Origin of the sequence: Cupriavidus sp. GA3-3 (assembly GCF_000389805.1) — a bacterium.
GTDB classification, from domain to species: domain Bacteria; phylum Pseudomonadota; class Gammaproteobacteria; order Burkholderiales; family Burkholderiaceae; genus Cupriavidus; species Cupriavidus necator_D.
The window spans coordinates 227,914-252,331 of the sequence record NZ_KB944461.1; the positions used below are offsets into that span (position 1 = coordinate 227,914).

Consider the following 24,418-nt stretch of genomic DNA (forward strand, 5'->3'; position numbering starts at 1 on the left):
CGCTCGCAGGCTTTTTTATTGAGCAGGACGAAGATCAGTCCGTCACTGCCCCCTTGCTCGCCGTCGACGCCAGCTTCGAGAACTTCGCCAGCACTCCACGGGTATAACGCGGCGCCGGCTGCTTCCAGTTGGCCCGGCGCCTGGCCAGTTCTTCATCCGCCACGTTCAGCTGCAGCAACAGCTTGTGCGCATCGATGGTGATCGAATCGCCTTCCTGCACCAGCGCGATCGTGCCGCCCACATACGCTTCCGGCGCCACGTGGCCAACCACCATGCCCCAGGTACCACCAGAGAAGCGGCCGTCGGTAATAAAGCCGACCGATTCGCCCAGCCCCTTGCCGATGATGGCCGAGGTCGGGGCCAGCATTTCCGGCATGCCGGGGCCGCCCTTGGGGCCGAGGTAGCGCAGCACCAGGATGTCGCCGGCGTTGATCTTGTCGGCCAGGATCGCTTCCATCGCGCTCTGCTCGTCTTCGAACACGCGCGCCGGGCCAGTGATGACCGGGTTCTTCAGGCCGGTGATCTTGGCGACCGCGCCTTCTTCGGCCAGGTTGCCCTTCAGGATGGCCAGGTGGCCTTCGGCGTAGAGCGCCTTCTCGATCGGCAGGATCACGTCCTGGTCGGCACGCGGGGTGTCGGGAACGTTTTCCAGTTCTTCAGCCAGCGTGCGGCCGGTGATGGTCAGGCAGTCGCCATGCAGCATGCCGGCCTTGAGCAGGATCTTCATGACCTGCGGGATGCCGCCGGCCTTGTGCAGGTCGGTCGCCACGTACTGGCCCGACGGCTTCAGGTTGCAGATCACCGGCACCTTGCGGCGGATGCGCTCGAAGTCGTCGATGGTCCATTCCACCTCGGCGGCGTGGGCGATGGCCAGGTAGTGCAGCACGGCGTTGGTCGAGCCGCCCGTGGCCATGATCAGCGCCACGGCGTTCTCGATCGACTTGCGCGTGATAATGTCGCGCGGCTTGATGTCCTGCTTGATCGCCTCGACCAGCACGCGCGCCGATTCGGCGGCGCTGTCGACCTTTTCCTGGTCGGGGTTGGCCATGGTCGACGAGTACAGCAGCGACATGCCCAGCGCCTCGAACGACGAGCTCATGGTGTTGGCGGTGTACATGCCGCCGCACGAGCCGGTCGACGGGCAGGCGTTCTTTTCCACGCCCTCGAAGTCTTCCTGGCTCATGCGCCCGGCGGTGAATTCGCCCACGGCCTCGAACGACGACACGATGGTCAGGTCCTTGCCCTTCCAGTTGCCCGGCTTGATGGTGCCGCCGTAGACGTAGATGCCCGGCACGTTGGTGCGCGCCAGCGCGATCATGCCGCCCGGCATGTTCTTGTCGCAGCCGCCGATCACGACCACGCCGTCCATCCACTGGCCCTGCGCGGCAGTCTCGATGCAGTCGGCGATGACTTCACGCGAGATCAGCGAGTACTTCATGCCCTCGGTGCCCATCGACATGCCGTCCGAGATGGTCGGGGTGCCGAACACCTGCGGGTTGGCGTCCGAGGCCTTGATCGCGTCGATGGCCGCATCGGCCAGGCGCTGCAGGCCAGCGTTGCAAGGGGTGATGGTCGAGTGGCCGTTGGCGATGCCCACCATCGGCTTGTCGAAGTCTTCCTTCTTGTAGCCGAGGGCGTAGTACATCGAACGGTTGGGCGAACGCGCCACGCCTTGCGTGATGTTCTGCGAGCGTTTGTTGAATGCCATGGTGGGGAATCTCCGGGGATCTTCAGTGCCGCTCCGCGCTGCGCCCGAAGACCTGGAGGCACGAACGCACGGCGGCGATGTTGTGGGCCAAAGAATGACCCTTGCGTTTTGGAGTGTCAAATATATTATTTGACCTTTATTGAGTCGAAAAACATATCAGGAGGGGATTTGGACCTGCGGCAGTTGCGTTACTTTGTCACTGTGGCGGAAGAGTTGCATTTCGGCCGCGCGGCAGGGCGCCTGTCGATGACGCAGCCGCCCTTGTCGCAGCAGATCCAGGCGCTGGAAGAGGAAATCGGCGTGCAGCTGTTCGTGCGCACGCGGCGCTCGGTGGCGCTGACGCCGGCCGGCCAGCAGTGGCTGCCCGAGGTGCGGCGCGTGCTGGCCGATGCCGCGGCGCTGCCCGGGCTGGCGCAGCGGCTGGCGCGCGGCGAGGTGGGGTCGCTGTCGCTGGCCTTTGTCAGCACCGCCGACTACGGCATCCTGCCCGACCTGCTGCGGCGCTTCCGCGCGCGCCACCCGGAGGTGCAGCTGCAACTGCGCGAGGCCACCAGCGACGTGCAGCTCGAGGCGTTGATGGAGGGGGCGATCGACGCCGGCCTGGTGATCCGGCCGCAGCTGCCGGCCATGCCGCACGGGCTGGCCTACCTGCCGCTGGTGAGCGAGCCGCTGGTGCTGGCCGTGCCCGACGGCTGGCGGCCGGCGGGCGCGGTGCTGGCGGGCGACGCCGCGGTGTCGCTGCGCGAGGCCGCCCATGAACCGCTGATCATCTTCCCGCGCCGAAGCGCGCCGGCGTTTTATGACATCATTACGGGCTACTATGCGCGCGAGGGCCTGGTGCCCGTGATCGCGCAGGAAGCCATCCAGATGCAGACCATCGTCAGCCTGGTATCGGCGGGCATGGGCGTGGCGCTGGTGCCGGCCTCGCTGTGCAACCTTCGCCGCACCGGGGTGTCCTACCTGGCGCTGCGCGAGACCGGCCCGCAGATCGAGACCGGGCTGGTCTGGCGCGACGGCGCGTCCGCCGGCGTGGCGCCGGTGCTGCGCTCGTTCATCGATATTGCGACCGCGCTCGCGCAAGAAGCAGGCGCAGCCGGGCCCGCCCCTCGCTGACACGTCACCAATGTCACCGAGGCCACTGACAATACGCAGGCCGCGGCCTTTACAACCTCCATTCACGCCAACATGCTGATTCATCCCCAGTTCGACCCGGTTGCCATCCACCTGGGCCCGCTTGCCATCCGCTGGTACGGGCTGATGTACCTGGCCGGGTTCATCATGTTCCTGGGCTTCGGGCGCCTGCGCATCCGCCAGCCGCATATCGCGGCCAAGGGCTGGACCACGCGCGACCTGGACGACATGCTGTTCTTCGGCGTGCTGGGCGTGATCCTGGGCGGGCGGCTGGGCTATGTACTGTTCTACAAGCCGTCGTACTACCTGGCCCATCCGCTCGAGATCCTCAAGGTGTGGGAAGGCGGCATGGCCTTCCATGGCGGCTTCCTGGGCGTGGTCGTGGCGATGTGGCTGTTCGGCAAACTGCGCCGGCGCCACTGGATGGAGGTGACCGACTTCATCGCGCCGATGATCCCCTGCGGGCTGGCCGCCGGCCGCATCGGCAACTTCATCAACGGCGAGCTGTGGGGCCGCGCCACCGACCTGCCGTGGGGCATGATCTTCCCGCAGGCGGGCGACAACATCCCGCGCCATCCGTCGCAGCTGTACCAGTTTGCCGGCGAGGGCGTGGCGCTGTTCATCGTCCTGTGGCTGTTCGCGCGCAAGCCGCGGCCGATGGGCGCGGTGTCGGGGGTATTCCTGATCGGCTATGGCGCCTTCCGCTTTGCCGCGGAATTCGCGCGCGAGCCCGACAACTTCCTGGGCCTGCTGGCGCTAAAGCTGTCGATGGGCCAGTGGCTGAGCCTGCCGATGATCCTGGCCGGCATCGCCATGGTGGTCTGGGCCTACCGGCGCCAGCCCGGCGCCGGCGCATCACAGCCGGTGGCCTGAGAACCCGTCGGCGCGCTATTTGCCGGCGCGGCGCAAGGCGTCGATGCGCGCCTGCGTTTGCGGGTGGGTCGACATGAAGTCCTGGCCGCGTTCCGGCTCGGCGTCCGACGCCGCTCCGCGCCGATTGTCCAGCCTGACCAGCACCTCGGCCAGCGCCGCGGGCGGCAGGCCGTTGCGCTGCATGACCTCGATCGCAAAGGCGTCGGCCTCGCGCTCGTGGTCGCGTGAATAGCGCAGCGTCAGGATCGCGGCCGGCACCCCGGCCAGCACCGTCGAGATATCCCCGAACAGGTAGGCCGACAGCGCCGCCAGCGCCGACCCCTGGATCACCTGCTGCAAGCCGTGCCGGTTGGCGACATGGCCGGCTTCATGGGCCAGCACGCCCATCATGCCGGCACCGGTGCCGGCCAGGCTCACCAGTTCGTCGGTGACCACGATGGTGCCGCCCGGCAGCGCCAGCGCATTGGCGCCGATCTCGCCGCCCTGGCGGAACAGGATCTGGTAGTCGTGGCCGGCATCGCGCGGGCGCTTCAGCGCCGCGAAGGCCGAGCGGATGCGTTGCTGCTCGGCGGGCGGCAGCTGCGTCGGCTTGACCATGCCGTTGTCCAGGCTCGCCAGCGTCAGCTTGCCGAGATGGGCCTCCACCTCGGGCGGCACCGTGCGCGCCATGATGCCGGCGCCCCATGGCAGCAGCACGTAATAGCCCAGCACCAGCACCGCCACCAGCCCCGCCACGGCCAGGCCGGCCAGGCGCCAGCTGTTCTGCGCGCGCGCCACCAGGCTGTCGCGATGGCCGGTGGCGGCCAGCAGGTGGTCGAAGGCGGCGTGGTCGGTGATCTCGCAGAAGGCGCCGTCGGCAAAGGTGACCAGCCGCGGCGCGCGGCGCACGCGCTCGGACACGCGCACGTCCGACAGCGGCGCGCGCCGCAGTTCGGCGCCGGAGTCGTCGCGCAGCACGGCCTGCTGCGCCTCAACGGCCAGCGTGGCCGGATGCGCGCGCGACGAGCGGCCATCGAAGAAGGTGACTGGGATCATGGTGCGGGCCGGGTCAGCGCACGGCGTGTTCAGAGCGCGATGTCGATGTCGTACCAGTCTACCGCCGCATCGCCCAGCGCACCCACTTGCTGCGCCTCGCCGGCCACGAAGGTGTCGAGCGGGCCCGCCGCCAGCATGGTCACGCATTCGAGCCGGTAGCGCGCCGAACGCACCCGCGCGAACGGCAGGTACAGGCCCAGCGTCAGCGCGATCGCGATCAGGTTGGTGACGAAGATAAAGACCATGCGGCCGGCCCCCACCTCGCTGCGGAACGCATGCGGCGCCAGCGTGGTGTGGCTCCACACGACATTCTGCAAGCGTGCCATCACGTAAGGGCTGACGGCCAGCAGCGCCAGGTAGAAACCGGTCACGCCAATGCCGAACGACAACATCATGCCCGCCTGGCCCGACGCGGTCGCGCCCAGCATGAAGCCGGCCAGTGCCGCGGCCGCCACCAGCGCGACCATCACGCCGAAGGCACGCAGGTAGACGCCGTAGAAATCGCCCGCGCCGGCGTGGAAGGCAAACGGCGCGGTGCCGAAGCGGGTGTGGTTGTGCTGGTAGCGCTTGAAGCGCTGGTGCGCCAGCGGCCCCAGCAGGCCCAGCGTGGCCACTGCGGCCAGCGGCCACAGCACGAACACCTTGTAGGCATCGGCATCGCCGCCGGTAAAGGCGAAGCGCAGGCCGCGGTAGCTGGAGTTGGCCATGCGGAAACGCAACGAGCGCACCAGCAGCAGGGGGAACACCGCCAGCAGCGCCACCAGCATCGCCAGCGCAAGGAAGGGCGAGACCGTGGAGGCGAACTGGAAGGCGAGCACCAGCGCGAACACGATGGCGCGGCCCTTCAGGATCGCGGACGGCTTGCCGTGGTAGTCAAAACTCGCACCGTCGAGCCGCGTGTTGCGATAGAAATACTGCAACGTGCGCACCTTGGCCCAGGCCGAATAGATGCCGAAGGTGACGATGGTCAGCAGTGCATTGACGATCCAGATACGGAAGTATTCCGAACCTGATCCGGTAAAGGACAGGCCCAGCGGCCGCGGCACGGCGTAGCGCGGCTCGGCAGGCGCCGGTGTCTCGTCTGCCGGGGTGCCGGCCAGGGTGAAATCGCTGCCAGCTTGCATGGCGGAGCTCCAGTGTGTGTGGAAAGCGACAGTAAGGATTGCGGCCTCGACCGCAGTTTCAGGAATGCAACCACTTCAGTTCGGGTATTTGCGGCGATGCGCTCACATTCTCGCACTGATAAATAGCGACCACGGCACAATCTGCATATGCCATTGCCGCCAGGCGGGCAGGCGTATAAGAAAATGTGGGAAAACCCTCGTAACAATCTAGAAACATCCTGTTACACTAGACGTATTCTGTAACAACTTCTGAATGCGTGTTGCCAATGAAATCATGGGGTTAGTCCCGCTGGCACGTAAATCGCTATCTTGATTGTTACAAAGATGAGCGGCAAGCCACAGCCGCCAACGGAAGTGCCAGGGAGGGAGTGAAGGCCAACAGGCCGCACTTGCCGGCACTTCACGTAAAGCCAGGGCGACGGGAAAATCCGCGCAACAAGCGCGTTTCAAAAAGGGGGGCGCAGGGCCAGCGCCGGCAATCCATGGACCCACGCGGCAGATATTTTTGCAAGTATCCGCCGACGATGAAAAGCAGTACTGCAGTAATTTTCAGGCGCGGGTGTTTCCTTGCAGGGAGGCATGGAAACGCCCGCCGCACCTCATACCGCACCCCGCGCCGCATCCTCACAGACCGCACCTGCCGGTCGACCACCAGCCACCATCGCTACTGCTTGTTGCAGAGCAGCATCGAAATTCCTTGTATCGTTCGCGTCCTAATCCATAATTATGAATTATGGCTGGCCGGGCGCATCTGCCCTGGCCGACGCCAGATCGTGACCGGGACGCATCGGTCACGCGATCCGACCCGGGGGAAGTATGCGCATCGTCCAGCAGGCGTTGTACCTGGAAGTGGCAGACCGGCTGCGCGCCATGATCGACGCGCATACGCTCGTGCCCGGCGCATGGATCGACGAGAGCGCGATGGCCGAAACGCTGGGCATCTCGCGCACGCCGCTGCGCGAAGCGCTCAAGGTGCTGGCCGCCGAAGGCCTGGTGCGGCTGGAGCCGCGGCGCGGCTGCTTCGTCAATGAGCTGTCCGAGCAGGACCTGGACGAGATCTTCCCGCTGATGGCACTGCTGGAAGGGCGCTGTGCTTACGAGGCGGCGCGCAACGCCACGCGCGCCGACCTGGACGCACTGGACGGCCTGCATGCCGACCTGGCGCGCTATGCGCAGGCGGGCGACATCGACGCCTACTACGAAACCAACTTCCAGATCCACGAATCGATCCAGCGGCTGGCCGGCAACCGCTGGCTGTCGGGCCTGATCAGCGACCTGCGCAAGGTGCTGCGGCTGTCGCGCCACAAGAGCCTGAAGCTGCCGGGCCGGATCCAGGAATCCTGCGCCGAGCACCTGTCCGTGTTTGCCGCGCTCAAGGCCCGCGACCCGGAAGGCGCCGAGGCGATGATGAAGACCCACCTGTTGCGCCAGCGCGCGGCGCTCAAGACGCTGGATGCCGGCGCCACCGCCGGCGCAGCCGAGGCCCAGGCCGTGCGCGCGCCGCCGGTGCTGCGCATGGCCGGCGCCGAAGAGTAGCCGGCGCCGCAACCCCAGTCCGACGTTTTTCCCACGTTCAGATCGATGCATCAAGGCAGGTACCGCATGAATTCCTTCGACACGGGTGACCAGAAGATCAGTGCGCCGCTGGGCGAAAGCGAGCCGGCAGGTTCCAAGTTCCTGTCGCGGCTGGGCCGCTGGTGGGGACGCAAGGGCGAGGGCGACGCCAAGGCCCCGGCAACGCCGGTCGATGGCGAGGCGCCGCTGCCGGCGCGCGCGGTGCGCCGCCAGCGCGAGCAGCTGCGGCTTTGCTTCGACGCGCGCCTGACCGATGGCGCCGCCAATGCCGCCGCGCAGGCATGGCAGGCCGAGTATGAGGCTGCTGGCGAGGCCACCCGGCGCGGCATGCTGGCGGTGCTGGCCGAAGTCGCCAGCAGCGGCGGCAAGGGCAGCGAAGAGGCCGGGGCCGACGGCGACAAGGGCGCGCGCGCCGCCCGCGCGCAGGCCGCGTCTTCGGGCCTGGCCCAGGCCCTGTCCAATGCGCGCATCCGCTTCTTCAAGCGGCTGGCCGCGCTGCACGGCCAGCGCGGCAACAGCGCTTGCGGCCTGCACTTCCTGATCCAGCTGCGCGCCGACATGCTGCGCTGGCAGCGCCGCATGCCAGGGCTGCGCCCGCTTGACGACGATCTCGAGGCGCTGTTCTCCAACTGGTTCGACGTGGGCCTGCTGGAGCTGCAGCCGATCACCTGGGATTCGCCGGCATCGCTGCTGGAAAAGCTGATCCGCTACGAGGCCGTGCATGAAATCGCCTCATGGACCGACCTGCGCAACCGCCTCGATTCCGACCGCCGCTGCTTTGCGTTCTTCCACCCGCGCATCCCGCGCGAGCCGCTGATCTTTGTCGAGGTGGCATTCGCGCCGGAGATGGCGGCCAATGTCCATACATTGCTGGATGAAGCCGCGCCGCTGGAAGACCTGCGCCGCGTCAAGTGGGCCATCTTCTATTCGATCAGCAATACGCAGGCGGGCCTGCGCGGCGTGAGCTTCGGCAACTTCCTGCTCAAGCGCGTGATCGAGGAGGTCCAGCGTGAATTCCCAAAAGTGAATCAGTTCGCCACGCTCTCACCAATCCCCGGATTTGCCGACTGGCTGCGCAAGCAGGACGGCGATGCCGTTGCGCGCGTGCTGGGCGACAAGCGCCTGGCGCGCTGGAGCGAGCGCCACGGCAAGGCGCCAGCGGACGGCGCCGGGTGGCTGGAGGCGCTGGTGCCGGACGCCGCCGATACCGTGATCCGCGATACCGCGATGACCCTGGCCGCGCATTTCCTGGTGCGCGAGCGCAACCAGTCGATGCCCGCCGACCCGGTCGCGCGCTTCCACCTGGGCAACGGGGCATGCGTGGAGCGGCTGAACTGGGGCGCCGACCTGTCGCGCAAAGGCCGCAGCCAGAGCTGCGGGATGATGGTCAATTATCTTTACGTGCCCGAGGCGCTGGATGACAATCTGGCACGCCTGGGCGCCGGCAACCCGCGCATCAGCCGTAGCGTCGGGAAGCTGCTGTGACCCTGGTCCGGTCACGCGGGTCGCCCCCGCACCCGCGGCGCCTGGCGCGCCGCGTTTTCTTGTCGGGACCTGAGCAGTAACTTCGCGCCGCGGCAGTGTCGCGCGGCCATCAGATTGACTTTCCGCAGAAGAGAGAGGAGACAACCAATGAATCGTCGTCAGTTCAGCCTGGCCGCGTGCGCGCGCGCAACGGGCGTGGCCCTGGGCCTGGCCGGCCTCGGCGCCGGCGCAATGCTCGCCGCACCCGCCGCGCATGCCGACACCTGGCCGTCCAAGCCCGTCACCGTGATCGTGCCGTTTCCCGCCGGCGGCGGCACCGACGCCTTTGCGCGGCCGCTGACCGCGCAGTTGTCCAAGCAGCTCGGCAAGCAGTTCGTGATCGACAACCGCGGCGGCGCCGGCGGCACGGTCGGCGCCAGCATTGCGGCCAAGGCCGCGCCGGACGGCTACACGGTGTTCATCGGCGGCGCGCACCACGCGATTGCGCCGTCGTTCTACAAGAAGCTGGACTACGACATCGAGAAGGACTTCATCCCGGTCACGGTGATCGCGCAGCCGCCGCAAGTGGTGGTGGTCAATCCCAACCGCGTCAAGGCCAACACGCTGCAGGAGCTGATTGCCTACGCCAAGGCCAATCCTGGCAAGCTGAACTACGGTTCGGCCGGCAACGGCTCGTCGCACCACCTGGCGGGCGAGCTGTTCAAGCTCCAGACCAAGACCTTCATCACCCACATCCCCTACAAGGGTGCGGGCCCGGCGCTGTCCGACCTGATCGCGGGCCAGGTCGACCTGATGTTCGACGGCCTGGGCTCGTCGGCGCAGCATATCCGCGCGGGCCGCATCAAGGCGCTGGCGGTGGCTTCGAGCAAACGCTCGGCGGCGTTCCCCAACGTGCCGACCGCGGCCGAGGCGGGCGTGCCCAACTATGACGTGTCGACCTGGTATGCGATGTGGGTGCCCAAGGGCACGCCCAAGGAGATCGTCGACCGCCTGTACGCAGAGACCGAGAAGGCGCTGAACACGTCGGAGCTCAAGCAGGTCTGGCTTAACAACGGTTCCGAGACGCCGGCGTTTACGCAGGAACAGTTCGCGCAGTTCCAGCACGCCGAGATTCGCCGCTGGGCCCAGGTGGTGCAGCAGTCCGGCGCCAAGATCGACTGACGGGGCGCCATGTCAACGCTGATCCGATGCAAGGGGGGCGCGGCGATGAGCGGCACCGTATTGTTTGCCACGCAGGGCACCACCGCCACCGTGACGCTGTCGCACGCGGGCAAGCTCAATGCCATTTCCGCTCAGATGTGGCGCGAGCTGGCCGCGGGCTTTGCACGCCTGTCCGCCGATACCTCGCTGCGCTGCGTGGTGGTGCGCGGGGCTGACGGCAACTTTGCCGCCGGCGCCGACATCGCCGAGTTCCCGGCAGAGCGCGCCGACGAGGCCGCGGTGCGCCACTACCACATGGCCACCATCGCGCCGGCACTGGCGGCGGTGGCGCAATGCACACACCCCACCGTGGCGATGATTGAAGGCGTATGCGTGGGCGGCGGGCTGGAAATCGCCAGCCACTGCGACCTGCGCATCGCCGCCTCGGACAGCCGCTTCGGCGTGCCCATCAACCGCCTGGGCTTCCCGATGGCGCCCGGCGAGCTGCAGGGCCTGCTGGCGCTGGCGGGCCGCGCCGCCGCGCTGGAGATCCTGCTGGAAGGCCGGGTCTTCGACGCCGCCGAGGCGCGCGACAAAGGGCTGCTGACGCGCGTGGTCGAGCCCGGCGCGCTGGCCGCGGAGGTCGAGGCCACGGCGCGCCGCATTGCCGCCGGCGCGCCCGTGGCCGCCCGCATCAACAAGGCCACCATCCGCCGGCTGGCGCCGCTGCCGGCACCGCTGTCGCCCGCCGAGCTGGACGCGCATTTTGCCTACGCCGAAGGCGCGGACCATGCGGAAGGGGTGGCCGCCTTCCTCGCGCACCGGCCACCGCAGTTCCGTGGGGAGTAGGGCACGCTGCCAGCACTGCTTCCACACGCCATTGTTTTCTTCGTTTTCCTTAGCCTTTCGTTCGATCCCCGACATGAACGCCAACCTGTTCGCCCTGTTCGAATCCCGCTTCCCCGCCGACCGCACCGCCTGCTGCATCGAGACGCATGACGGGCTGTATTACAGCTGGGACGACCTTGACCGCGCCACCGCCAAGCTGGCCAACCTGCTGGCCTCGCTGCACCTGCCCGAAGGCGCACGCGTGGCGGTGCAGGTGGAGAAGTCCCCCGAAGCGCTGTTCCTGTACCTGGCCACGCTGCGCGCCGGCTACGTCTACCTGCCGCTGAACACCGCCTACCAGGAGGCAGAGATCGACTACTTCGTCGGCAATGCCGAGCCGTCGGTGGTGGTGTGCAGCAGCAAGAATTTCGGCTGGGTGTCCAAGGTGGCGTTCCGCCACGGCGTCAACCACGTCTTTACGCTGGACGACGACCGCAGCGGCTCGCTGCTGTCGCGCGCGGCGGGCAAGCCAGATGCCTTCGAGACGGTCGCGCGCCAGGATGACGACCTCGCCGCCATTCTCTACACCTCCGGCACCACCGGCCGCAGCAAGGGCGCGATGCTGACGCACCGCAACCTGGCCTCCAATGCGCAGACGCTGCATGAATTCTGGGGCTGGCGCAGCGACGACGTGCTGCTGCACATGCTGCCGATCTTCCACGTGCACGGCCTGTTCGTGGCTTCGCACGGCGCGCTGCTGGCCGGTGCCAAGATGATCTGGGCGCCCAGGCTGGACATGGCGCAGGTGCTGAAATTCCTGCCGCGCTGCACGGTGATGATGGGCGTGCCGACCTACTACGTGCGCATGCTGCAGGAGCCGCGCTTCGACGACGACACCTGCCGCCGCATGCGGCTGTTCGTGTCGGGCTCGGCGCCGCTGCTGCTGGAGACCTTCGATGCCTTCCGCGAGCGCACCGGCCATACCATCCTGGAACGCTACGGCATGAGCGAGACCGTGATGCTGGTGTCCAACCCGTACGATGCCGCGCTGGGCGAGCGCATCGGCGGCACCGTCGGCATGCCGCTGCCGGGCGTGTCGGTGCGCGTGGTCGATGGCGAGGGCCAGCCGTGCACGCCGGGCGAGATCGGCAATGTCGAGGTCAAGGGTCCGAACGTATTCAAGGGCTACTGGCGCATGCCGGAGAAGACCAGGGAAGAGTTCACCGAGGACGGCTGGTTCAAGACCGGCGACGTCGGCCGCTTCGGCGGCGCCATTGCCAGCCAGGCCGGCGAGCGCGCGGTGCCGGACAACTACCTGACCATCGTCGGGCGCAGCAAGGACCTGATCATCTCGGGCGGCTACAACGTCTACCCGAAGGAAATCGAGAGCTTTATCGACGAGATGCCGGGCGTGGCCGAGAGCGCCGTGATCGGCGTGCCGCACGCGGATTTCGGCGAGGCCGTGGTGGCGGTGGTGGTGCGCAAGCCGGGTGCGGATATCGATGAAGCGGCGCTGATCGGCACGCTCAAGGGCCGCATCGCCAACTTCAAGGTGCCCAAGCGTGTGCACGTGGTGGACGAGCTGCCGCGCAACACCATGGGCAAGGTGCAAAAGAACGTGCTGCGCGAGCAGTTCGCGGTGCTCTGAGGGTCTTTGGGAAAGGCTGAGGGACTTCAACTGCTGCGGGTTTGCTCCCCTCTCCCGCTTGCGGGAGAGGGGAGCGCGCCGTCTGGTGGTCAAGCTCCCTTCTTACTTCAGCATCTGCACCGACCCGTTGACCGACACCGTCACCTGCGGCTTGCCGCCCTCAACCGGCACCGGCACCGCAGCGTCGGCCATCATGGCCTTGGCAGCGCCGTACATGCGCGGCATCGGCGGCACCACGCCGGTTTCATTCAGGCTGACTTCGCGGATGGTGTAGCTGTTGTAGCCGAACAGTTTGGTGGTCGACTGCGCCTTGCTGCGGAACGAGGCGATGGCCTGCTCGGCCAGCTTGGCTTCGGCCGCCTCGCGCGCTTCGCGCGACAGCGAGAAGGCGATGTTCTGCACCTGCATCTGGCTGGCCAGCTCGCCAGCGAGCTTGGACACGGCCGAGAAATCGCGCGACTTCAGGATGACTTCGGACCGCCCGCGCCAGGTGCTGATGCGGCCGTTGCGGTCGGTGTTGGGGTGGATGGTGAAGCCGCCCGACTCGGCGGTCACGCCCTGGACGCGGCGCGCCTGCGTGATGACGGCCTGCGTCCTGGTAGACAGGCCCGAGGAAATCACGGCCGGTTCAGCGCCTTCCTGCTCCGCGGCAAGCGTCAGGTGCACGATATCGGTCGGCACTTCGGTGACGGCCTGCGCGTTCAGCGACAGCACGCCCGACGGCGTTTCAGTGGGGCCACCGTGCGCCGAGGCAACGATGGCGGTGGTGCCCAGCAGGGTGGCGGCAAGCCATTGTTTCATGTTGTTCTCCCGTTCAAACGTGATGGCTATCAGACGTGACCGGGTGCCCGATCGTTCCGCGACATTGCAAACGATTGTTGCGAAGCCGGCGCGGGCGCGCCTCCCCCGTCCGGGTCAGAATGCCTGCCAGGCCTTCCACAACATATAGCTCGCCAGGCACAGCAGCAACGCGGCAAAGACCTTGCGCAACTGGCTCACATCCATGCGGTGCGCGGTGCGCGCGCCCAGCGGCGCGGTCATTACGCTGGCCGCTGCGATCACCAGCAGGGCCGGCAGGTAGAGATAGCCGAGCGATCCCGCCGGCAGCCCCGGCGTCTGCCAGCCGCTCCAGACATAGCCGGCCACGCTGGCCGCTGCAATCGGAAAGCCGAGCGCAGCCGAGGTCGCCACCGCGTTGTGGATCGGCACGTTGCACCACGTCATGAACGGCACCGAGACAAAGGCGCCGCCCGCGCCAACCAGGCTGGACAGGAAGCCGATCACGCCGCCCGCGCCCGCCATGCCGGCAAAGCCGGGCAGCTGCCGGCCGGGCTTGGGACGACGGTTGCGCAGCATCTGCAGCGCGGAAAACCCGACGAAGGCGGCAAACGCCAGCGACAGCCAGCTGGTCTTGAGCGCCGCGAACACCTTGCCGCCGCCGATCATGCCGCCGAGCACGATGCCCGGCGCCAGCGCCAGCACGATCGGCCAGCGCACCGCGCCGCGCTGGTGGTGTGCGCGCACGGACGACAACGAGGTGAACAGGATGGTGCCCATCGAGGTGGCGATCGCCATATGGACGATGGCCTCGTCGGCAAAGCCCAGGCTGGTGAACAGCAGCGTCAGGAAGGGCACCATCATCATGCCGCCGCCGACGCCGAGCAGCCCGGCGCAGAAGCCGGTGAAAGCGCCCAGGGCAAGCAGGGCAGGGACCAGCACCGGCAGGTTGTCGAACTGCATCGTATCTTCAGGGTTGTTGTGATCATCCTTGCCCGGGCCGGCCGGGCAGGGTTCAGCGCATCAGCTTGCCGGTGATGAAGCGCCATTCGGCCGGTGTCACCGGCGTGATCGACAGCCGGTTGCCGCGACGTAGCACCACCATGTCGGCCAGTTCCTCATGCTCGCGCAAGGCGGCCAGCGGGATCAGCGCGCTCTTGCGCTCGAAGCGCACGTCGACCAGCAGCCAGCGCGGCGCGTCAGCCTTGGAGGCGGCGTCATAGTACGGGCTCTTGCGGTCGAACTGGGTGGGGTCGGGGTAGGGTACTGAGCAGACCTCGGCCAGGCCGGCAATGCCGGGCTCCGGGCACGACGAGTGGTAGAACAGCACGCCGTCGCCGATCCGCATGGTGTCGCGCATGAAGTTGCGCGCCTGGTAGTTGCGCACGCCGGTCCAGGGCAGCGTGCCTTCCCGGGCCAGGTCGTCGATGCTGGCTTCATCCGGTTCTGATTTCATCAGCCAGTACTGGCGGGCGCGTTGGTTCTGGTTCGGGCTCACGGCGCAGCTCAGGAATCGAAGCAGATCAGGGCGCCGCGTGCACAGGGTGTACACGCGGACGCGCAGGCAAGAAAAAAGGCGATGGTTCAGAAAACCACCGCCTTTTTAAGGGGTCCCCGCCTTGGCCGCTGGGTCGGCATCCTGAACCCAAGTGAGGTTCAGAGTGGCTGCGGAAGTCGCATTTCGGGTACATCATCCACTCAGGGAGTCCAGGCCAGGCCCAGACTATGAATGCGACGACGCGCTCGCCCACGCGACATGATCCCGCACCATGCAATGCATATCGGTTCAAGGAGTTTATGACCCTCACGAACCAGGCAGGGAAACTGTCAAACGTCTGACTTTCCAGGCGCATCATCGTGCCCGGAAAACCGGATCCGCGTGCGGGATGTCAGACGTTTGCCGTTTCTGACTAGGATGGGATGAGAACGGCGGCCGGGCGCGATAACCTAGCCTGTAGCTGCACATCTATGGTGCCTCGTGCAGTCTGGCTACACTATACACCGCGTTGCAGGGCATACCAAGTCCACTCGCGCGTATCGTTACATTTTGCGCGGCAGCGCGGCATCCGCAGCACATCCCCCTTTCATTGCTCAGCCGCGCGTACCGGTGCCCACGTGCGCGTATTGGCGCAGGGCCTCGTCGGCGCGGTCGTTGAGTTCGCGGATGCGCGCGCGGATGGCATCGACCGGGATCGCGCCCTCGGCCTGCTGCTTGCGCTGCATCGACAGCAGGTCCGAGGCGATGCTGATGGCGGCCATGACCGCCACGCGCTCCACGCCCTTGGCCGCGATGCCGTTGCGCAGCTTGTTCATTTGCGTGTCGACCAGGGCCACGGCTTCGAGCAGCGCGGCCTCGTTCTCGGGCGCGATGGCGAAGCGGTAGGGCTGGCCGGCGATATTGACTTCGACTTGCTTGTTGCTCATGCGTGTTCTCCGGGGGCCTTGTGCGGCTCGGCGTCCTGCGCCGCAGCCTCTTCGCCGAGCAGGTCGAGCTGGCGCGTGTCGCTGGCAGTCGGCAGCTTGTCAAGGATGGACTGGATGCGCAGCTGCGCTTCCTCGATCTTGATATTGAGCAGTTCGCGGTCGGCTGCCATGGCCTCGCGCTCGCCGCGCAACTGCGCGGCTTCGCCCTCCAGCCGGGCGATCTCGTCGCGCAGCCGCTGGTTCTCCGCCGCCAGGGTGTCCGCATGGTGCAGCACGCGCCCGATCTTGGCGGCCAGTTGTTCGAGTTCGGTGAGCATAGGGCCTGTCATGATGGGAGAAGTGTCAGGTATCGCGATTCTAGCCGATGCGCCGGCTTGCACAATGCGGAGGAAAGGGTTTGTGACTGGCGACCCGCGTGGAAGTTGCAGGCTTCTGCACCTAAAACGCCACCAGAGTTGTGACAAAACACTACTGGCAGCCGCGTTGACGCGGGGGGCGAAACGCCCTAGACTCGCGCACGTTCCAGGTGCTCGCCCTTTTCGTCCCTGGCGAAAGGGCAGTTCAACGGGAAACAGGGAGCCAGGCCGGCTGCGCGCCGGACAGGCCAACCTGTGCTGCCCCCGCAACGGTAAGCGACCGCGGTGCGCATCTGCCAGACTCCGACATAGCCGACAGCCAGCCTGCCGGCAACGCCGCTGGCAAGGCCGGATCCCATTCCCGGCCACACGCACCGCAGGACCGGCCACACGCCACTGAACCGCAGGTTCGGGAAGGCGCCGGCCCAGTGTCGCCAGCCCGGATACCGGCCTGAACGCGGGCTGCCGCCCGTGCGCGGCACGCCTCATCGCCATATGGTCCGCGGGGGAACGGGCCCGGCCGTTCCTATCCAGTCCTGCATCATGCGTTCATCGCTCCACAGGTCGACCCGCCCGGCAACCCCGGCGGTGCGTCCGTCCGTGCCCGCCATCCTGGCGGCCATTGCCTCGTTCACCCTGGTTCCGGCCACTTCGTTCGCGCAGGCGGCCGACAGCGGCACCGACAGCCGCACCACGCAGCTCGCGCCGGTGGTGGTCACCTCCACCCGTACCGCGCAAGCCATTACCGAGGCGCTGCCTCACACCACGGTGGTGACGCAGCAGGACATCGTCAATTCGCAGGCGCCCGACCTGCGCACGCTGCTGCGCAACCAGGCCGGCGTGGAGTTCTCGGCCAACGGCGGCATGGGCACCAACACCACGCTGTTCATGCGCGGCGCCAACTCCAACCAGACGCTGATCCTGATCGACGGCGTGCGGGTATCGTCCGCGAGCAGCGGCACCGCGCAATTGGCCAATATCCTGCCCGACCAGATCGAGCGCATCGAGGTGGTGCGCGGCAATGTGTCGGCGCTGTACGGCTCGGACGCCATCGGCGGCGTGGTGCAGATATTCACCAAGAGCGGCGCGGGCCAGGCGCCGGCGGCCAATGCGCAGGTGGAATACGGCAGCAACAACACGCGCCAGGGCACGGTCGGCTATGGCGGCCAGATCGGCGATACCTCGTTCAACCTGACCGGCTCGGCGTTCAAGACCGACGGCTTCTCGTCGATCAACACGAAGCAGGCGCCGCGCGCCAATCCCAACGACAACCCGTACGAGAACCAGAGCGTGTCGGGCCAGGTCAAGCACCGCTTCGCGCCGAACTGGGACGCGGGCTTCACCGGCTATTACTCGAAGAGCAAGCTGTCGTTCGACAGCGCCTTCGGCCGCCCGACCGACGACAACCGCACCAACAGCGAGCTGTACACGCTGTCGGCCTTCGTCAACGGCAAGGTGGGGGCGGACTGGTCCACCCATTTCAAGCTGTCACAGAGCGAGGACCGCAGCGACACCTTCCTCAACGGCAGGCCCAACGGCACCTTCAATACCCGCAACCGCCAGTTCAACTGGCAGAACGAGTATGCGCTGGCCGCCAACCACACGCTGCTGTTCGGCACCGACTACCTGCAGCAGGCGCTCGACTCCAGCGCCTACGGCGCGCCCACGCGCAATGTGTTCTCGGTGTTCGGCGGCTATGACGGGCGCATCGGCAAGCACCAGCTGCAGCTCAACGCGCGCAACGACCATTATTCCGACTTCGGCAATCAGGGCAGCTTCCGCGCCGGCTACGGCTACTACGTGACCGATGCGCTCAAGCTGATCGCCAGCGTCAGCAATGCCTTCCGCGCGCCAACCTTCAACGAGCTGTACTTCCCCAACTTCGGCCAGCCGAACCTGCAGCCCGAACGTGCCAAGTCGGTCGAGGCCGGCGTGCAGTACGCCACCGCCAGCGCCGGCCTGCTGCGCGTGACCGCCTTCGAGACGCGCTACGACGACCTGATCGTGGCGGCGCAGCAGCCCAGCGGCATGTTCCTGGCGCAGAACGTCAACAAGGCCAAGGTGCAGGGCATCGAGGCTTCGTGGCGCGCCACCGTGTATGGCACCGACTTCGGCGCCAGCGTGACCTTCCAGAACCCGGTCGACGAGCAGACCAACACCCAGCTGCTGCGCCGAGCGCGCCGCCATGCCGCGCTCGACGTGGGCCGCGACTTCGGCAACTGGCGCTTCGGCGGCGAATGGCTGGTGTCGTCGTCGCGCATGGATGCCGGCTCGCGCCGGCTGGGCGGATACGGTATCGTCAACCTGAACGCCCGCTACAACATCGACAAGCAATGGTTCATCGCCGCCCGCGTCGAAAACCTGTTCGACAAGGATTACCAGCTCGCCTACCCCTACAACACGCAGGGGCGCGCGGGCTTCATCACGCTGGGCTGGCGCCAGCGATGAGCGCACGGGCGCGCCATGTCTGAGTTCCGGCGCGCCCTGGCGATCTGGCTGGTGCTGGCGCTCGCGGCGCTGCTGGCGTTCGCGTTGTCGCTGGCGCTGGGCAGCGTGCCGCTCGATGCGCGCGAGCTCTGGCTTGCGCTCAGCAGTGCCGACACCGGCACCCCCGCAGCGATCGTGCGCGAACTGCGGCTGCCGCGCGCGGCAGCGGCGTTTGCCTGCGGCGGGCTGCTGGCCCTGTCCGGCGCGCTGATGCAGGTGCTGCTGCGTAACCCGCTGGCCGAGCCCTATGTGCTGGGCGTGTCGGGCGGCGCCTCCACTGCCGCGCTGCTGGCCATGCTGCTGCTGGCCCCGTGGTGGGGCGTTCAGGCCGCCGCCGCCGCCGGTGCACTGGCGGCGATGGTGCTGGTGGCGTCGCTGGCGCGGCGCGACCTGCTGCATCCGCAGGTGCAGGGCGGCCACCGCGAGGCGGGCGCCCGGCTGTTGCTGACCGGCGTGATCCTGGCCGCGGGCTGGGGCGCGCTCATTACCCTGATCCTCTCCATTGCGCCGGAGTCGCGCCTGCGCGGCATGCTGTTCTGGCTGACCGGCGACCTGGGCGGCACCGCCGCCTACGGCGGCGCGCTGGCCATGCTGGTGGTGGCGCTGCTGCTGGCCATGCCGATGGCGCGCGCGCTCAACGTGATGCTGCTGGGCGAGACCGTGGCGCAGTCGCTGGGCGTGCGCGTGGGCCGCGTGCGGCTGGCCACCTTCCTGCTGGCGTCGCTGTGCATTGCCGCTGCCATTACCACGGCCGGCTCGATCGGCTTTGTCGGGCTGGTGGTGCCGCATCTGGTGCGCCTCGCCTGGGGCAACGACCAGCGCCTGCTGCTGCCGGCCGCCACGCTGCTGGGCGGCGCGCTGCTGATGGCCGCCGACCTGATCGCACGCACCGTGGTCGCGCCCGCGCAGCTGCCGGTGGGCGTGATCACCGGGCTGCTGGGCGTGCCGACCTTCCTCTACCTGCTGCTGCGGAGGCCGCGATGAGCCAGGCCCCGCACTGGTCCCATCCGCTCACTGCCTGTCCGCAGCTCGTGCTGCGCGATGTGAAGCTGCGCACCGGCCAGCGCGTGCTGGTGGAGCGCCTGACGATGACCATCGGCGCGGGGCAGCTATGGTGCATTGCCGGGCCCAACGGTGCTGGCAAGTCCACGCTGATGACGGTGCTGGCCGGGCTGCGCCACGCCGACGGCGGCAGCGCGGAGATCGACGGCGCCGCGGCGGCGCAGATCGCGCCGGCGGTGCTGGCGCGCCAGCGCGCCTACCTGCCGCAGGCCGTGCATGACACCTTCTCGATGTCGGTGCAGGATGCCGTGCGCGTGGGGCGGCATCCGCACCTGTCCGGCTGGGGCTGGACCGGGCGCGAGGATGACCGCATCGTGCAGGAAGTGATCCGAGCGATGGATATTGAAGCGCTGGCCGCGCGCGATGTGCTGACCCTGTCCGGCGGCGAGCGCCAGCGCGCCTCGCTGGCCGCGGCGCTGGCGCAGCAGGCGCCGCTGCTGCTGCTGGACGAACCGGTCTCGCACCTGGACCTGCGCCACCAGATCCTGGTTCTGGAACAGCTGGCCGCGCTGGCCCGGGCCGGGCGCCATGCCATCGTGGTGATCCTGCACGACCTGACGCTGGCGCTGCGCTACGCCACCCACGCCCTGCTGATGGCCGAAGACGGCACTACGCTGCATGGCACTGCCGCCCGGGTGCTGACCCCTGAACACTGCTCGCGCGCGCTGCGCACCGCCATCGTCAGCGTCACCGACGGCGCGCATACTGCGCTGATTCCCGACGGCGCCGCCCCACCCATACCCCACACACGTCATGACTGATACCCAGAACCCGCCTGCAGAAGACCCGGACCGCGATGCCCGCCACAAGGCGCGCATGGAGCGCAAGAAAGAAATCGTCGACGCCAGGATTGCCGCCGCGCAGGATGAGCGCGGCGTGATTGTCATCACCACCGGCAACGGCAAGGGCAAGTCCAGCTCGGGCTTTGGCATGGTGGTGCGCGCGCTTGGCCACGGCATGCGCACCGGCGTGGTCCAGTTCATCAAGGGCGCGCAGCCCGCCGGCGAAGAGATGTTCCTGCGCCGCTTCCCGGACGAGTGCGCCTTCCACGTGATGGGCGAGGGCTATACCTGGGAAACGCAGGACCGCGCCCGCGACGTGGCCAAGGCCGAGGCTGCCTGGGAAGTGGCGCGCGGCATGCTGCGCGACCCCGGCATCGGCCTGGTGCTGTTCGATGAGCTGAACATCGCGCTCAAGCTGCACTATCTTGATGTGGAGCAGGTCATTGCCGACCTGCGCGCGCGCCCGCCGATGCAGCACGTGGTCATCACCGGCCGTGGCGCGCCGCCGGCGCTGGTGGAGACGGCCGACACCGTCACCGACATGACGCCGGTCAAGCATGCCTTCCAGCAGGGCATCAAGGCGCAGCGCGGCGTCGAGATGTAGCCGCATCGTTTTTGAATACAAGGTCAACGCATCATGCAGTTTCCGGAAATCACTCCCCTCGACGATGCCCTGCGCCCCGAGCTGCAGGCCGCCATCGACGACAAGACCAAGCCGCTCGGCGCACTGGGCCGGCTGGAATCGCTGGCCTTGCAGCTGGGCCTGATCCTCGGCACGGCGCGGCCGGTGTTGCAGCGCCCGACGGTGATCGTGTTTGCCGCCGACCACGGTGTGGCCGACGCCGGTGTCAGCGCCTATCCGGCCGAGGTCACCGCGCAGATGGTGCAGAACTTCCTGGCCGGCGGCGCGGCGATCAATGTGTTCTCGCGCCAGCACGGCATTGCGCTGGAGATCGTCGACGCGGGCGTGCGCGCGCCGCTGCCGGCGGCACCGGGCCTGGTCAACTGCCGCATTGCCGACGGCACCCGCAACTTCGCCGTCGAACCCGCGATGACGCCGGAGCAGGCCGCCGCGGCGATGACCGCGGGCATGGCGCGCGTGCTGCGCCATGCGCAGCAGGGATGCAACGTGATCGGCTTCGGCGAGATGGGCATTGCCAACACTTCAGCGGCCGCCTGCCTGATGCAGCGGCTGACCGGCCTGCCGCTGGCAGACTGCATCGGGCGCGGCACCGGGCTGGACGATGCCGGCCTCGCGCGCAAGCGCGAGGTGCTGGAGCGCGCGCTGGCGCTGCATGCCGATGCGCAGGCGCCGCTGGACGTGCTGGCCACCTTCGGCGGCTTCGAGATCGCGATGATGGCGGGCGCCTTCCTGGCCGCCGCCGCGAGCCGCATGGTGATCCTGGTCGATGGCTTTATCGCCACGGCTGCGCTGCTGGTGGCGCAGCGCCTGGACCCCAATGTGCTGCAGTACTGCGTGTTCACGCACTGCTCGCATGAGCGCGGCCACCGTGCGCTGCTGGACCAGTTCGGCGCCGCGCCGCTGCTGGCGCTGGACCTGCGCCTGGGCGAGGGCACGGGCGCCGCGCTGGCGTGGCCGTTGCTGGCCTCGGCGGCGGCATTCCTGAACGAAATGGCGACCTTCAGCGGCGCCGGCGTCAGCACCGCCTCGCCATGAGCGTGCCGTCCGACCCGGTGCCTGCACAAGCTGGCCCCGCCGGCGTGGCCGGCGAGCTGCGCTATTTCCTGACGGCGCTGGGCTACTTCACGCGCGTGCCGCTGCCGGGCTGGCTGGCGCGCTGGGCCGGATTCGAACCGCATTACCTGCACGCCGCCGCGCGCTACTTCCCGCTGGTCGGGCTGCTGGTGGGTGGCGTGGGCGCGCTGGTCACCTGGGGCGCGATGCTGTGGTGGCCGCCCGGCGTGGCCGTGCTGCTGGGCATGGCTGCCACGTTGCTGCTGACCGGCGCCTTCCATGAAGACGGCCTGGCCGATTGCGTCGATGCCTTCGGCGGCGCGTGGCAGCGCGAGGACGTGCTGCGCATCATGCATGACTCGCGCATCGGCGCGTTCGGTGCGATCGCGCTGGTGGTGGCGTTGCTGCTCAAGTGGCAGTTGCTGGTGGCGATTGCCGGGCGCGGCGGGTTGATGGTGCTGCTGGCGGTGATCGTCGCCGCGCATGCCGCCAGCCGCGCGATGGCGGTCAGCTATCTGGCCACGCTGACCTACGTGCGCGCGCAAGGCAAGGCCAAGCCGGTGGCGCAGAAGCTGGCCGGCGCGGGGCTGGCGTTCGCGCTGCTGTGCGGGCTGGTGCCGCTGTGGCTGGTGTCGCCGTGGTTCTGCGCGGCGTCAGTGGTCGCGCTGCTGGGGCTGCGCCTGCTGCTCGGCCGCTACTTCGTGCGCCGCATCGGCGGCTATACCGGCGACTGCCTGGGCATGGCCCAGCAGTGCGCCGAGATCCTGCTCTACCTGGTGGCCGCGGCATGGATGTGGTCCTGATCCGCCATGCGCAGCCGCAGGTGCCGGCGGGCACCTGCTATGGCTGCCTCGACCTGCCGCTGGTGGCGCCGCTGGCGCCCGCAGCCGCGCGGATCGCCGCGGGCCTGCCCACGCCTGATCGCATTGTCGCCAGCCCGCTGGCGCGCGCGCTTGGCACCGCGCAGGCGCTGGTGCAGGCGCTGCCGGGCGGCGCGCCGGCCATCGATACCGAACCCCGGCTGCGCGAGATCGATTTCGGCAGCTGGGAGGGCGTGGCCTGGGATGCCATCGACCGCGCCGCGCTCGACCAGTGGGCGGCCGACCTGCTGCACGCGCGCCCGCATGGCGGCGAAGCGCCGGCGCAGGCGATGGCGCGGGTTGCCGGCTGGGCGGGAACGCTTGCCACGGATGGCGCTGAATGTCTCTGGGTGGTCGGCCATGCCGGCCCGATGCGCATGCTGGCCGCGCACTGGCTGGGCGTGCCGCTGGCGACGACGGTCAACTGGGCGTTGGGCTTCGGGGCCAGTTGTGGCTTCACGCTGGGGCCGGGAGAGGTCCGGCTCGGCTGGTGGAACCGCGCCGCCTGATCAGCGTGCGGGCCGGCGCTTGCGCGCCGTGTCGAGGTCCTTGCAGATCAGCTCGGCGCCTTGCGCCACGCGCGGACCGGCGCGGTTGACCAGGTCGCCGTCGATCACGAACAGGTTGTTGCGCGCCACCGCCGTGACCTGCTTCCAGCGCCGCCACATCTCGAAATCCGGCAGCGGCTGATCCGAGCGCGTGGCGCCCATGCCCGCCGTCAGCATCGCCTCCGGGTTGCCCGCGATCACCGCTTCGACCGATACCGTCGGCACCAGCGGCGTCTCGGCCGCGAACAGGTTGCGCCCGCCGCACAGCGCCAGCATGTCGCTGACCAGGTGCTGGCCGTTGAGCGTCATCAGCGGCTGCTGCCAGACCTGGTAGAACACCGTCACCGGCGGGCGGGCCGCGTAAGTCTTGCGTAGCGCCTCCACCTGCTGGCGGAAGCCGTCGGCAGCGCGCCGCGCGGTGGCTTCGGTGCCCAGCAACGTGCCGAGCTTCTCCATGTTCTCCGGGATCGCGGCCAGCCTGCGCGGCTCGCTGTAGAACAACGGGATGCCGAGCGCGCGCAGACGGTCGGTCTGCTTCTGCGCATTGCCGTGGCGCCAGACCACGATCAGGTCCGGCTTGAGCGCGACGATGCGCTCCAGGTCCAGCGCCTTGTTGTCGCCCACGCGCGCGATCTCGCGCGCCTGCGGCGGGTAGTCACTGTAGCTGACCGTGCCGACGATGCGGTCGCCGCCGCCGGCCGCGAAGATCATCTCGGTGACGTGCGGCGCCAGCGAGATCACGCGGCGCGCGGGCTGCGGCAGTGTCACCGTCTGGCCAGCGTCGTCGACGGCAGACACCGTGGCGGCGGCAGGCAGGGCTGCCAGCAGCAGCGTGGAAGCGATAACGGGCGTCAGGCGGTTCAGCATGGAATCGGGGAA

General features: G+C 68.2%; 23 protein-coding genes and 1 other RNA gene. 14 read left to right on the top strand and 10 right to left on the bottom strand.

The window, feature by feature from the left end; all coding sequences use genetic code 11:
• Positions 1–34: 34 nt before the first annotated feature.
• On the bottom strand, positions 35–1,708 hold the full coding sequence (gene ilvD / locus C265_RS03760; RefSeq protein WP_010814934.1) for a dihydroxy-acid dehydratase: 1,674 nt from the start codon (positions 1,706–1,708) through the stop codon (positions 35–37).
• Between the two features lie 168 nt (positions 1,709–1,876).
• Between ilvD and C265_RS03765 the strand changes: the two genes are divergently transcribed.
• Positions 1,877–2,821, top strand: coding sequence for a LysR family transcriptional regulator (locus tag C265_RS03765; RefSeq protein ID WP_010814933.1), 945 nt, complete (start codon positions 1,877–1,879; stop codon positions 2,819–2,821).
• Between the two features lie 72 nt (positions 2,822–2,893).
• Positions 2,894–3,712, top strand: a complete 819-nt coding sequence (gene lgt, locus C265_RS03770) for a prolipoprotein diacylglyceryl transferase (RefSeq protein WP_010814932.1) — start codon at positions 2,894–2,896, stop codon at positions 3,710–3,712.
• 15 nt (positions 3,713–3,727) lie between these two features.
• Here the strand turns inward: lgt and C265_RS03775 are convergent, their stop codons facing one another.
• Both C265_RS03775 and C265_RS03780 read right to left on the bottom strand, forming a co-directional pair.
• The gene (locus C265_RS03775; protein ID WP_010814931.1) at positions 3,728–4,747 is read right to left on the bottom strand and encodes a M48 family metallopeptidase; all 1,020 of its coding nucleotides are present in this window, start codon (positions 4,745–4,747) and stop codon (positions 3,728–3,730) included.
• Between the two features lie 29 nt (positions 4,748–4,776).
• Positions 4,777–5,871, bottom strand: coding sequence for a YjgN family protein (locus C265_RS03780; protein ID WP_010814930.1), 1,095 nt, complete (start codon positions 5,869–5,871; stop codon positions 4,777–4,779).
• Between the two features lie 816 nt (positions 5,872–6,687).
• On the opposite strand from C265_RS03780, the gene C265_RS03785 reads away from it, so the two are divergent.
• From C265_RS03785 to C265_RS03805, 5 genes are all read left to right on the top strand, one after another.
• On the top strand, positions 6,688–7,407 hold the full coding sequence (locus tag C265_RS03785; protein ID WP_010814929.1) for a GntR family transcriptional regulator: 720 nt from the start codon (positions 6,688–6,690) through the stop codon (positions 7,405–7,407).
• A 66-nt stretch (positions 7,408–7,473) separates the two neighbouring features.
• On the top strand, positions 7,474–8,931 hold the full coding sequence (locus C265_RS03790; protein ID WP_010814928.1) for a malonyl-CoA decarboxylase domain-containing protein: 1,458 nt from the start codon (positions 7,474–7,476) through the stop codon (positions 8,929–8,931).
• Between the two features lie 147 nt (positions 8,932–9,078).
• Positions 9,079–10,092 carry a tripartite tricarboxylate transporter substrate binding protein gene (locus C265_RS03795; protein ID WP_010814927.1) on the top strand — a complete coding sequence of 338 codons (1,014 nt, stop codon included), beginning with the start codon at positions 9,079–9,081 and terminating at the stop codon, positions 10,090–10,092.
• 45 nt (positions 10,093–10,137) lie between these two features.
• On the top strand, positions 10,138–10,920 hold the full coding sequence (locus tag C265_RS03800; RefSeq protein WP_010814926.1) for an enoyl-CoA hydratase/isomerase family protein: 783 nt from the start codon (positions 10,138–10,140) through the stop codon (positions 10,918–10,920).
• A 73-nt stretch (positions 10,921–10,993) separates the two neighbouring features.
• A complete protein-coding gene (locus C265_RS03805; protein ID WP_010814925.1) occupies positions 10,994–12,547 on the top strand; it encodes a malonyl-CoA synthase in 1,554 nt (517 codons plus the stop codon).
• Between the two features lie 102 nt (positions 12,548–12,649).
• On the opposite strand, the gene C265_RS03810 is transcribed toward C265_RS03805, so the two are convergent.
• The 6 genes from C265_RS03810 to C265_RS03830 all read right to left on the bottom strand — a co-directional run bounded on the left by C265_RS03810 (position 12,650) and on the right by C265_RS03830 (position 16,065).
• Positions 12,650–13,348 carry an SIMPL domain-containing protein gene (locus tag C265_RS03810; RefSeq protein WP_010814924.1) on the bottom strand — a complete coding sequence of 233 codons (699 nt, stop codon included), beginning with the start codon at positions 13,346–13,348 and terminating at the stop codon, positions 12,650–12,652.
• Positions 13,349–13,462: 114 nt separating this feature from the next.
• The gene (locus tag C265_RS03815) at positions 13,463–14,287 is read right to left on the bottom strand and encodes a sulfite exporter TauE/SafE family protein (protein ID WP_010814923.1); all 825 of its coding nucleotides are present in this window, start codon (positions 14,285–14,287) and stop codon (positions 13,463–13,465) included.
• Positions 14,288–14,339: 52 nt separating this feature from the next.
• Positions 14,340–14,822 (bottom strand): EVE domain-containing protein, encoded by a 483-nt coding sequence (locus C265_RS03820; RefSeq protein ID WP_010814922.1) that lies wholly within the window; start codon positions 14,820–14,822, stop codon positions 14,340–14,342.
• 109 nt (positions 14,823–14,931) lie between these two features.
• Positions 14,932–15,149: non-coding RNA, 6S RNA (gene ssrS / locus C265_RS31195), on the bottom strand.
• 266 nt (positions 15,150–15,415) lie between these two features.
• A complete protein-coding gene (locus C265_RS03825; protein ID WP_010814921.1) occupies positions 15,416–15,748 on the bottom strand; it encodes a cell division protein ZapA in 333 nt (110 codons plus the stop codon).
• A complete protein-coding gene (locus C265_RS03830) occupies positions 15,745–16,065 on the bottom strand; it encodes a hypothetical protein (protein WP_010814920.1) in 321 nt (106 codons plus the stop codon). The genes C265_RS03825 and C265_RS03830 overlap by 4 nt, the downstream gene beginning before the upstream one ends.
• 582 nt (positions 16,066–16,647) lie before the next feature.
• Between C265_RS03830 and C265_RS03835 the strand changes: the two genes are divergently transcribed.
• From C265_RS03835 to C265_RS03865, 7 genes are read left to right on the top strand one after another with little or no spacing between them, the layout of a single operon-like run.
• Positions 16,648–18,552, top strand: coding sequence for a TonB-dependent receptor domain-containing protein (locus C265_RS03835; RefSeq protein ID WP_037023539.1), 1,905 nt, complete (start codon positions 16,648–16,650; stop codon positions 18,550–18,552).
• A 15-nt stretch (positions 18,553–18,567) separates the two neighbouring features.
• Entirely contained in the window at positions 18,568–19,575 is a 1,008-nt protein-coding gene (locus C265_RS03840; protein WP_010814918.1) for an iron ABC transporter permease, read from the top strand.
• Positions 19,572–20,414: an ABC transporter ATP-binding protein gene (locus C265_RS03845; RefSeq protein WP_010814917.1), complete on the top strand. Its 843-nt coding sequence runs from the start codon at positions 19,572–19,574 to the stop codon at positions 20,412–20,414. Before C265_RS03840 ends, C265_RS03845 begins: the two co-directional genes overlap by 4 nt.
• Positions 20,407–21,039: a cob(I)yrinic acid a,c-diamide adenosyltransferase gene (gene cobO, locus C265_RS03850; protein ID WP_010814916.1), complete on the top strand. Its 633-nt coding sequence runs from the start codon at positions 20,407–20,409 to the stop codon at positions 21,037–21,039. Before C265_RS03845 ends, cobO begins: the two co-directional genes overlap by 8 nt.
• Before the next feature lie 33 nt (positions 21,040–21,072).
• On the top strand, positions 21,073–22,113 hold the full coding sequence (gene cobT, locus C265_RS03855) for a nicotinate-nucleotide--dimethylbenzimidazole phosphoribosyltransferase (protein WP_010814915.1): 1,041 nt from the start codon (positions 21,073–21,075) through the stop codon (positions 22,111–22,113).
• Positions 22,110–22,934: an adenosylcobinamide-GDP ribazoletransferase gene (locus tag C265_RS03860; RefSeq protein WP_010814914.1), complete on the top strand. Its 825-nt coding sequence runs from the start codon at positions 22,110–22,112 to the stop codon at positions 22,932–22,934. The genes cobT and C265_RS03860 overlap by 4 nt, the downstream gene beginning before the upstream one ends.
• A complete protein-coding gene (locus tag C265_RS03865; protein WP_010814913.1) occupies positions 22,919–23,500 on the top strand; it encodes a histidine phosphatase family protein in 582 nt (193 codons plus the stop codon). Before C265_RS03860 ends, C265_RS03865 begins: the two co-directional genes overlap by 16 nt.
• On the opposite strand, the gene C265_RS03870 is transcribed toward C265_RS03865, so the two are convergent.
• Positions 23,501–24,406 carry a cobalamin-binding protein gene (locus tag C265_RS03870; RefSeq protein WP_010814912.1) on the bottom strand — a complete coding sequence of 302 codons (906 nt, stop codon included), beginning with the start codon at positions 24,404–24,406 and terminating at the stop codon, positions 23,501–23,503. It abuts the gene before it with no gap.
• Positions 24,407–24,418: the final 12 nt, after the last annotated feature.

What these genes read in the sequence shown, in the direction of transcription:
- ilvD (WP_010814934.1), bottom strand. Translation starts at nt 1,708, where the DNA reads ATGGCATTCAACAAACGCTCGCAGAACATCACGCAAGGCGTGGCGCGT.
- lgt (WP_010814932.1), top strand. Translation starts at nt 2,894, where the DNA reads ATGCTGATTCATCCCCAGTTCGACCCGGTTGCCATCCACCTGGGCCCG.
- C265_RS03775 (WP_010814931.1), bottom strand. Translation starts at nt 4,747, where the DNA reads ATGATCCCAGTCACCTTCTTCGATGGCCGCTCGTCGCGCGCGCATCCG.
- C265_RS03780 (WP_010814930.1), bottom strand. Translation starts at nt 5,871, where the DNA reads ATGCAAGCTGGCAGCGATTTCACCCTGGCCGGCACCCCGGCAGACGAG.
- C265_RS03785 (WP_010814929.1), top strand. Translation starts at nt 6,688, where the DNA reads ATGCGCATCGTCCAGCAGGCGTTGTACCTGGAAGTGGCAGACCGGCTG.
- C265_RS03790 (WP_010814928.1), top strand. Translation starts at nt 7,474, where the DNA reads ATGAATTCCTTCGACACGGGTGACCAGAAGATCAGTGCGCCGCTGGGC.
- C265_RS03795 (WP_010814927.1), top strand. Translation starts at nt 9,079, where the DNA reads ATGAATCGTCGTCAGTTCAGCCTGGCCGCGTGCGCGCGCGCAACGGGC.
- C265_RS03800 (WP_010814926.1), top strand. Translation starts at nt 10,138, where the DNA reads ATGAGCGGCACCGTATTGTTTGCCACGCAGGGCACCACCGCCACCGTG.
- C265_RS03805 (WP_010814925.1), top strand. Translation starts at nt 10,994, where the DNA reads ATGAACGCCAACCTGTTCGCCCTGTTCGAATCCCGCTTCCCCGCCGAC.
- C265_RS03810 (WP_010814924.1), bottom strand. Translation starts at nt 13,348, where the DNA reads ATGAAACAATGGCTTGCCGCCACCCTGCTGGGCACCACCGCCATCGTT.
- C265_RS03815 (WP_010814923.1), bottom strand. Translation starts at nt 14,287, where the DNA reads ATGCAGTTCGACAACCTGCCGGTGCTGGTCCCTGCCCTGCTTGCCCTG.
- C265_RS03825 (WP_010814921.1), bottom strand. Translation starts at nt 15,748, where the DNA reads ATGAGCAACAAGCAAGTCGAAGTCAATATCGCCGGCCAGCCCTACCGC.
- C265_RS03830 (WP_010814920.1), bottom strand. Translation starts at nt 16,065, where the DNA reads ATGCTCACCGAACTCGAACAACTGGCCGCCAAGATCGGGCGCGTGCTG.
- C265_RS03835 (WP_037023539.1), top strand. Translation starts at nt 16,648, where the DNA reads ATGCGTTCATCGCTCCACAGGTCGACCCGCCCGGCAACCCCGGCGGTG.
- C265_RS03840 (WP_010814918.1), top strand. Translation starts at nt 18,568, where the DNA reads ATGTCTGAGTTCCGGCGCGCCCTGGCGATCTGGCTGGTGCTGGCGCTC.
- C265_RS03845 (WP_010814917.1), top strand. Translation starts at nt 19,572, where the DNA reads ATGAGCCAGGCCCCGCACTGGTCCCATCCGCTCACTGCCTGTCCGCAG.
- cobO (WP_010814916.1), top strand. Translation starts at nt 20,407, where the DNA reads ATGACTGATACCCAGAACCCGCCTGCAGAAGACCCGGACCGCGATGCC.
- cobT (WP_010814915.1), top strand. Translation starts at nt 21,073, where the DNA reads ATGCAGTTTCCGGAAATCACTCCCCTCGACGATGCCCTGCGCCCCGAG.
- C265_RS03860 (WP_010814914.1), top strand. Translation starts at nt 22,110, where the DNA reads ATGAGCGTGCCGTCCGACCCGGTGCCTGCACAAGCTGGCCCCGCCGGC.
- C265_RS03865 (WP_010814913.1), top strand. Translation starts at nt 22,919, where the DNA reads ATGGATGTGGTCCTGATCCGCCATGCGCAGCCGCAGGTGCCGGCGGGC.
- C265_RS03870 (WP_010814912.1), bottom strand. Translation starts at nt 24,406, where the DNA reads ATGCTGAACCGCCTGACGCCCGTTATCGCTTCCACGCTGCTGCTGGCA.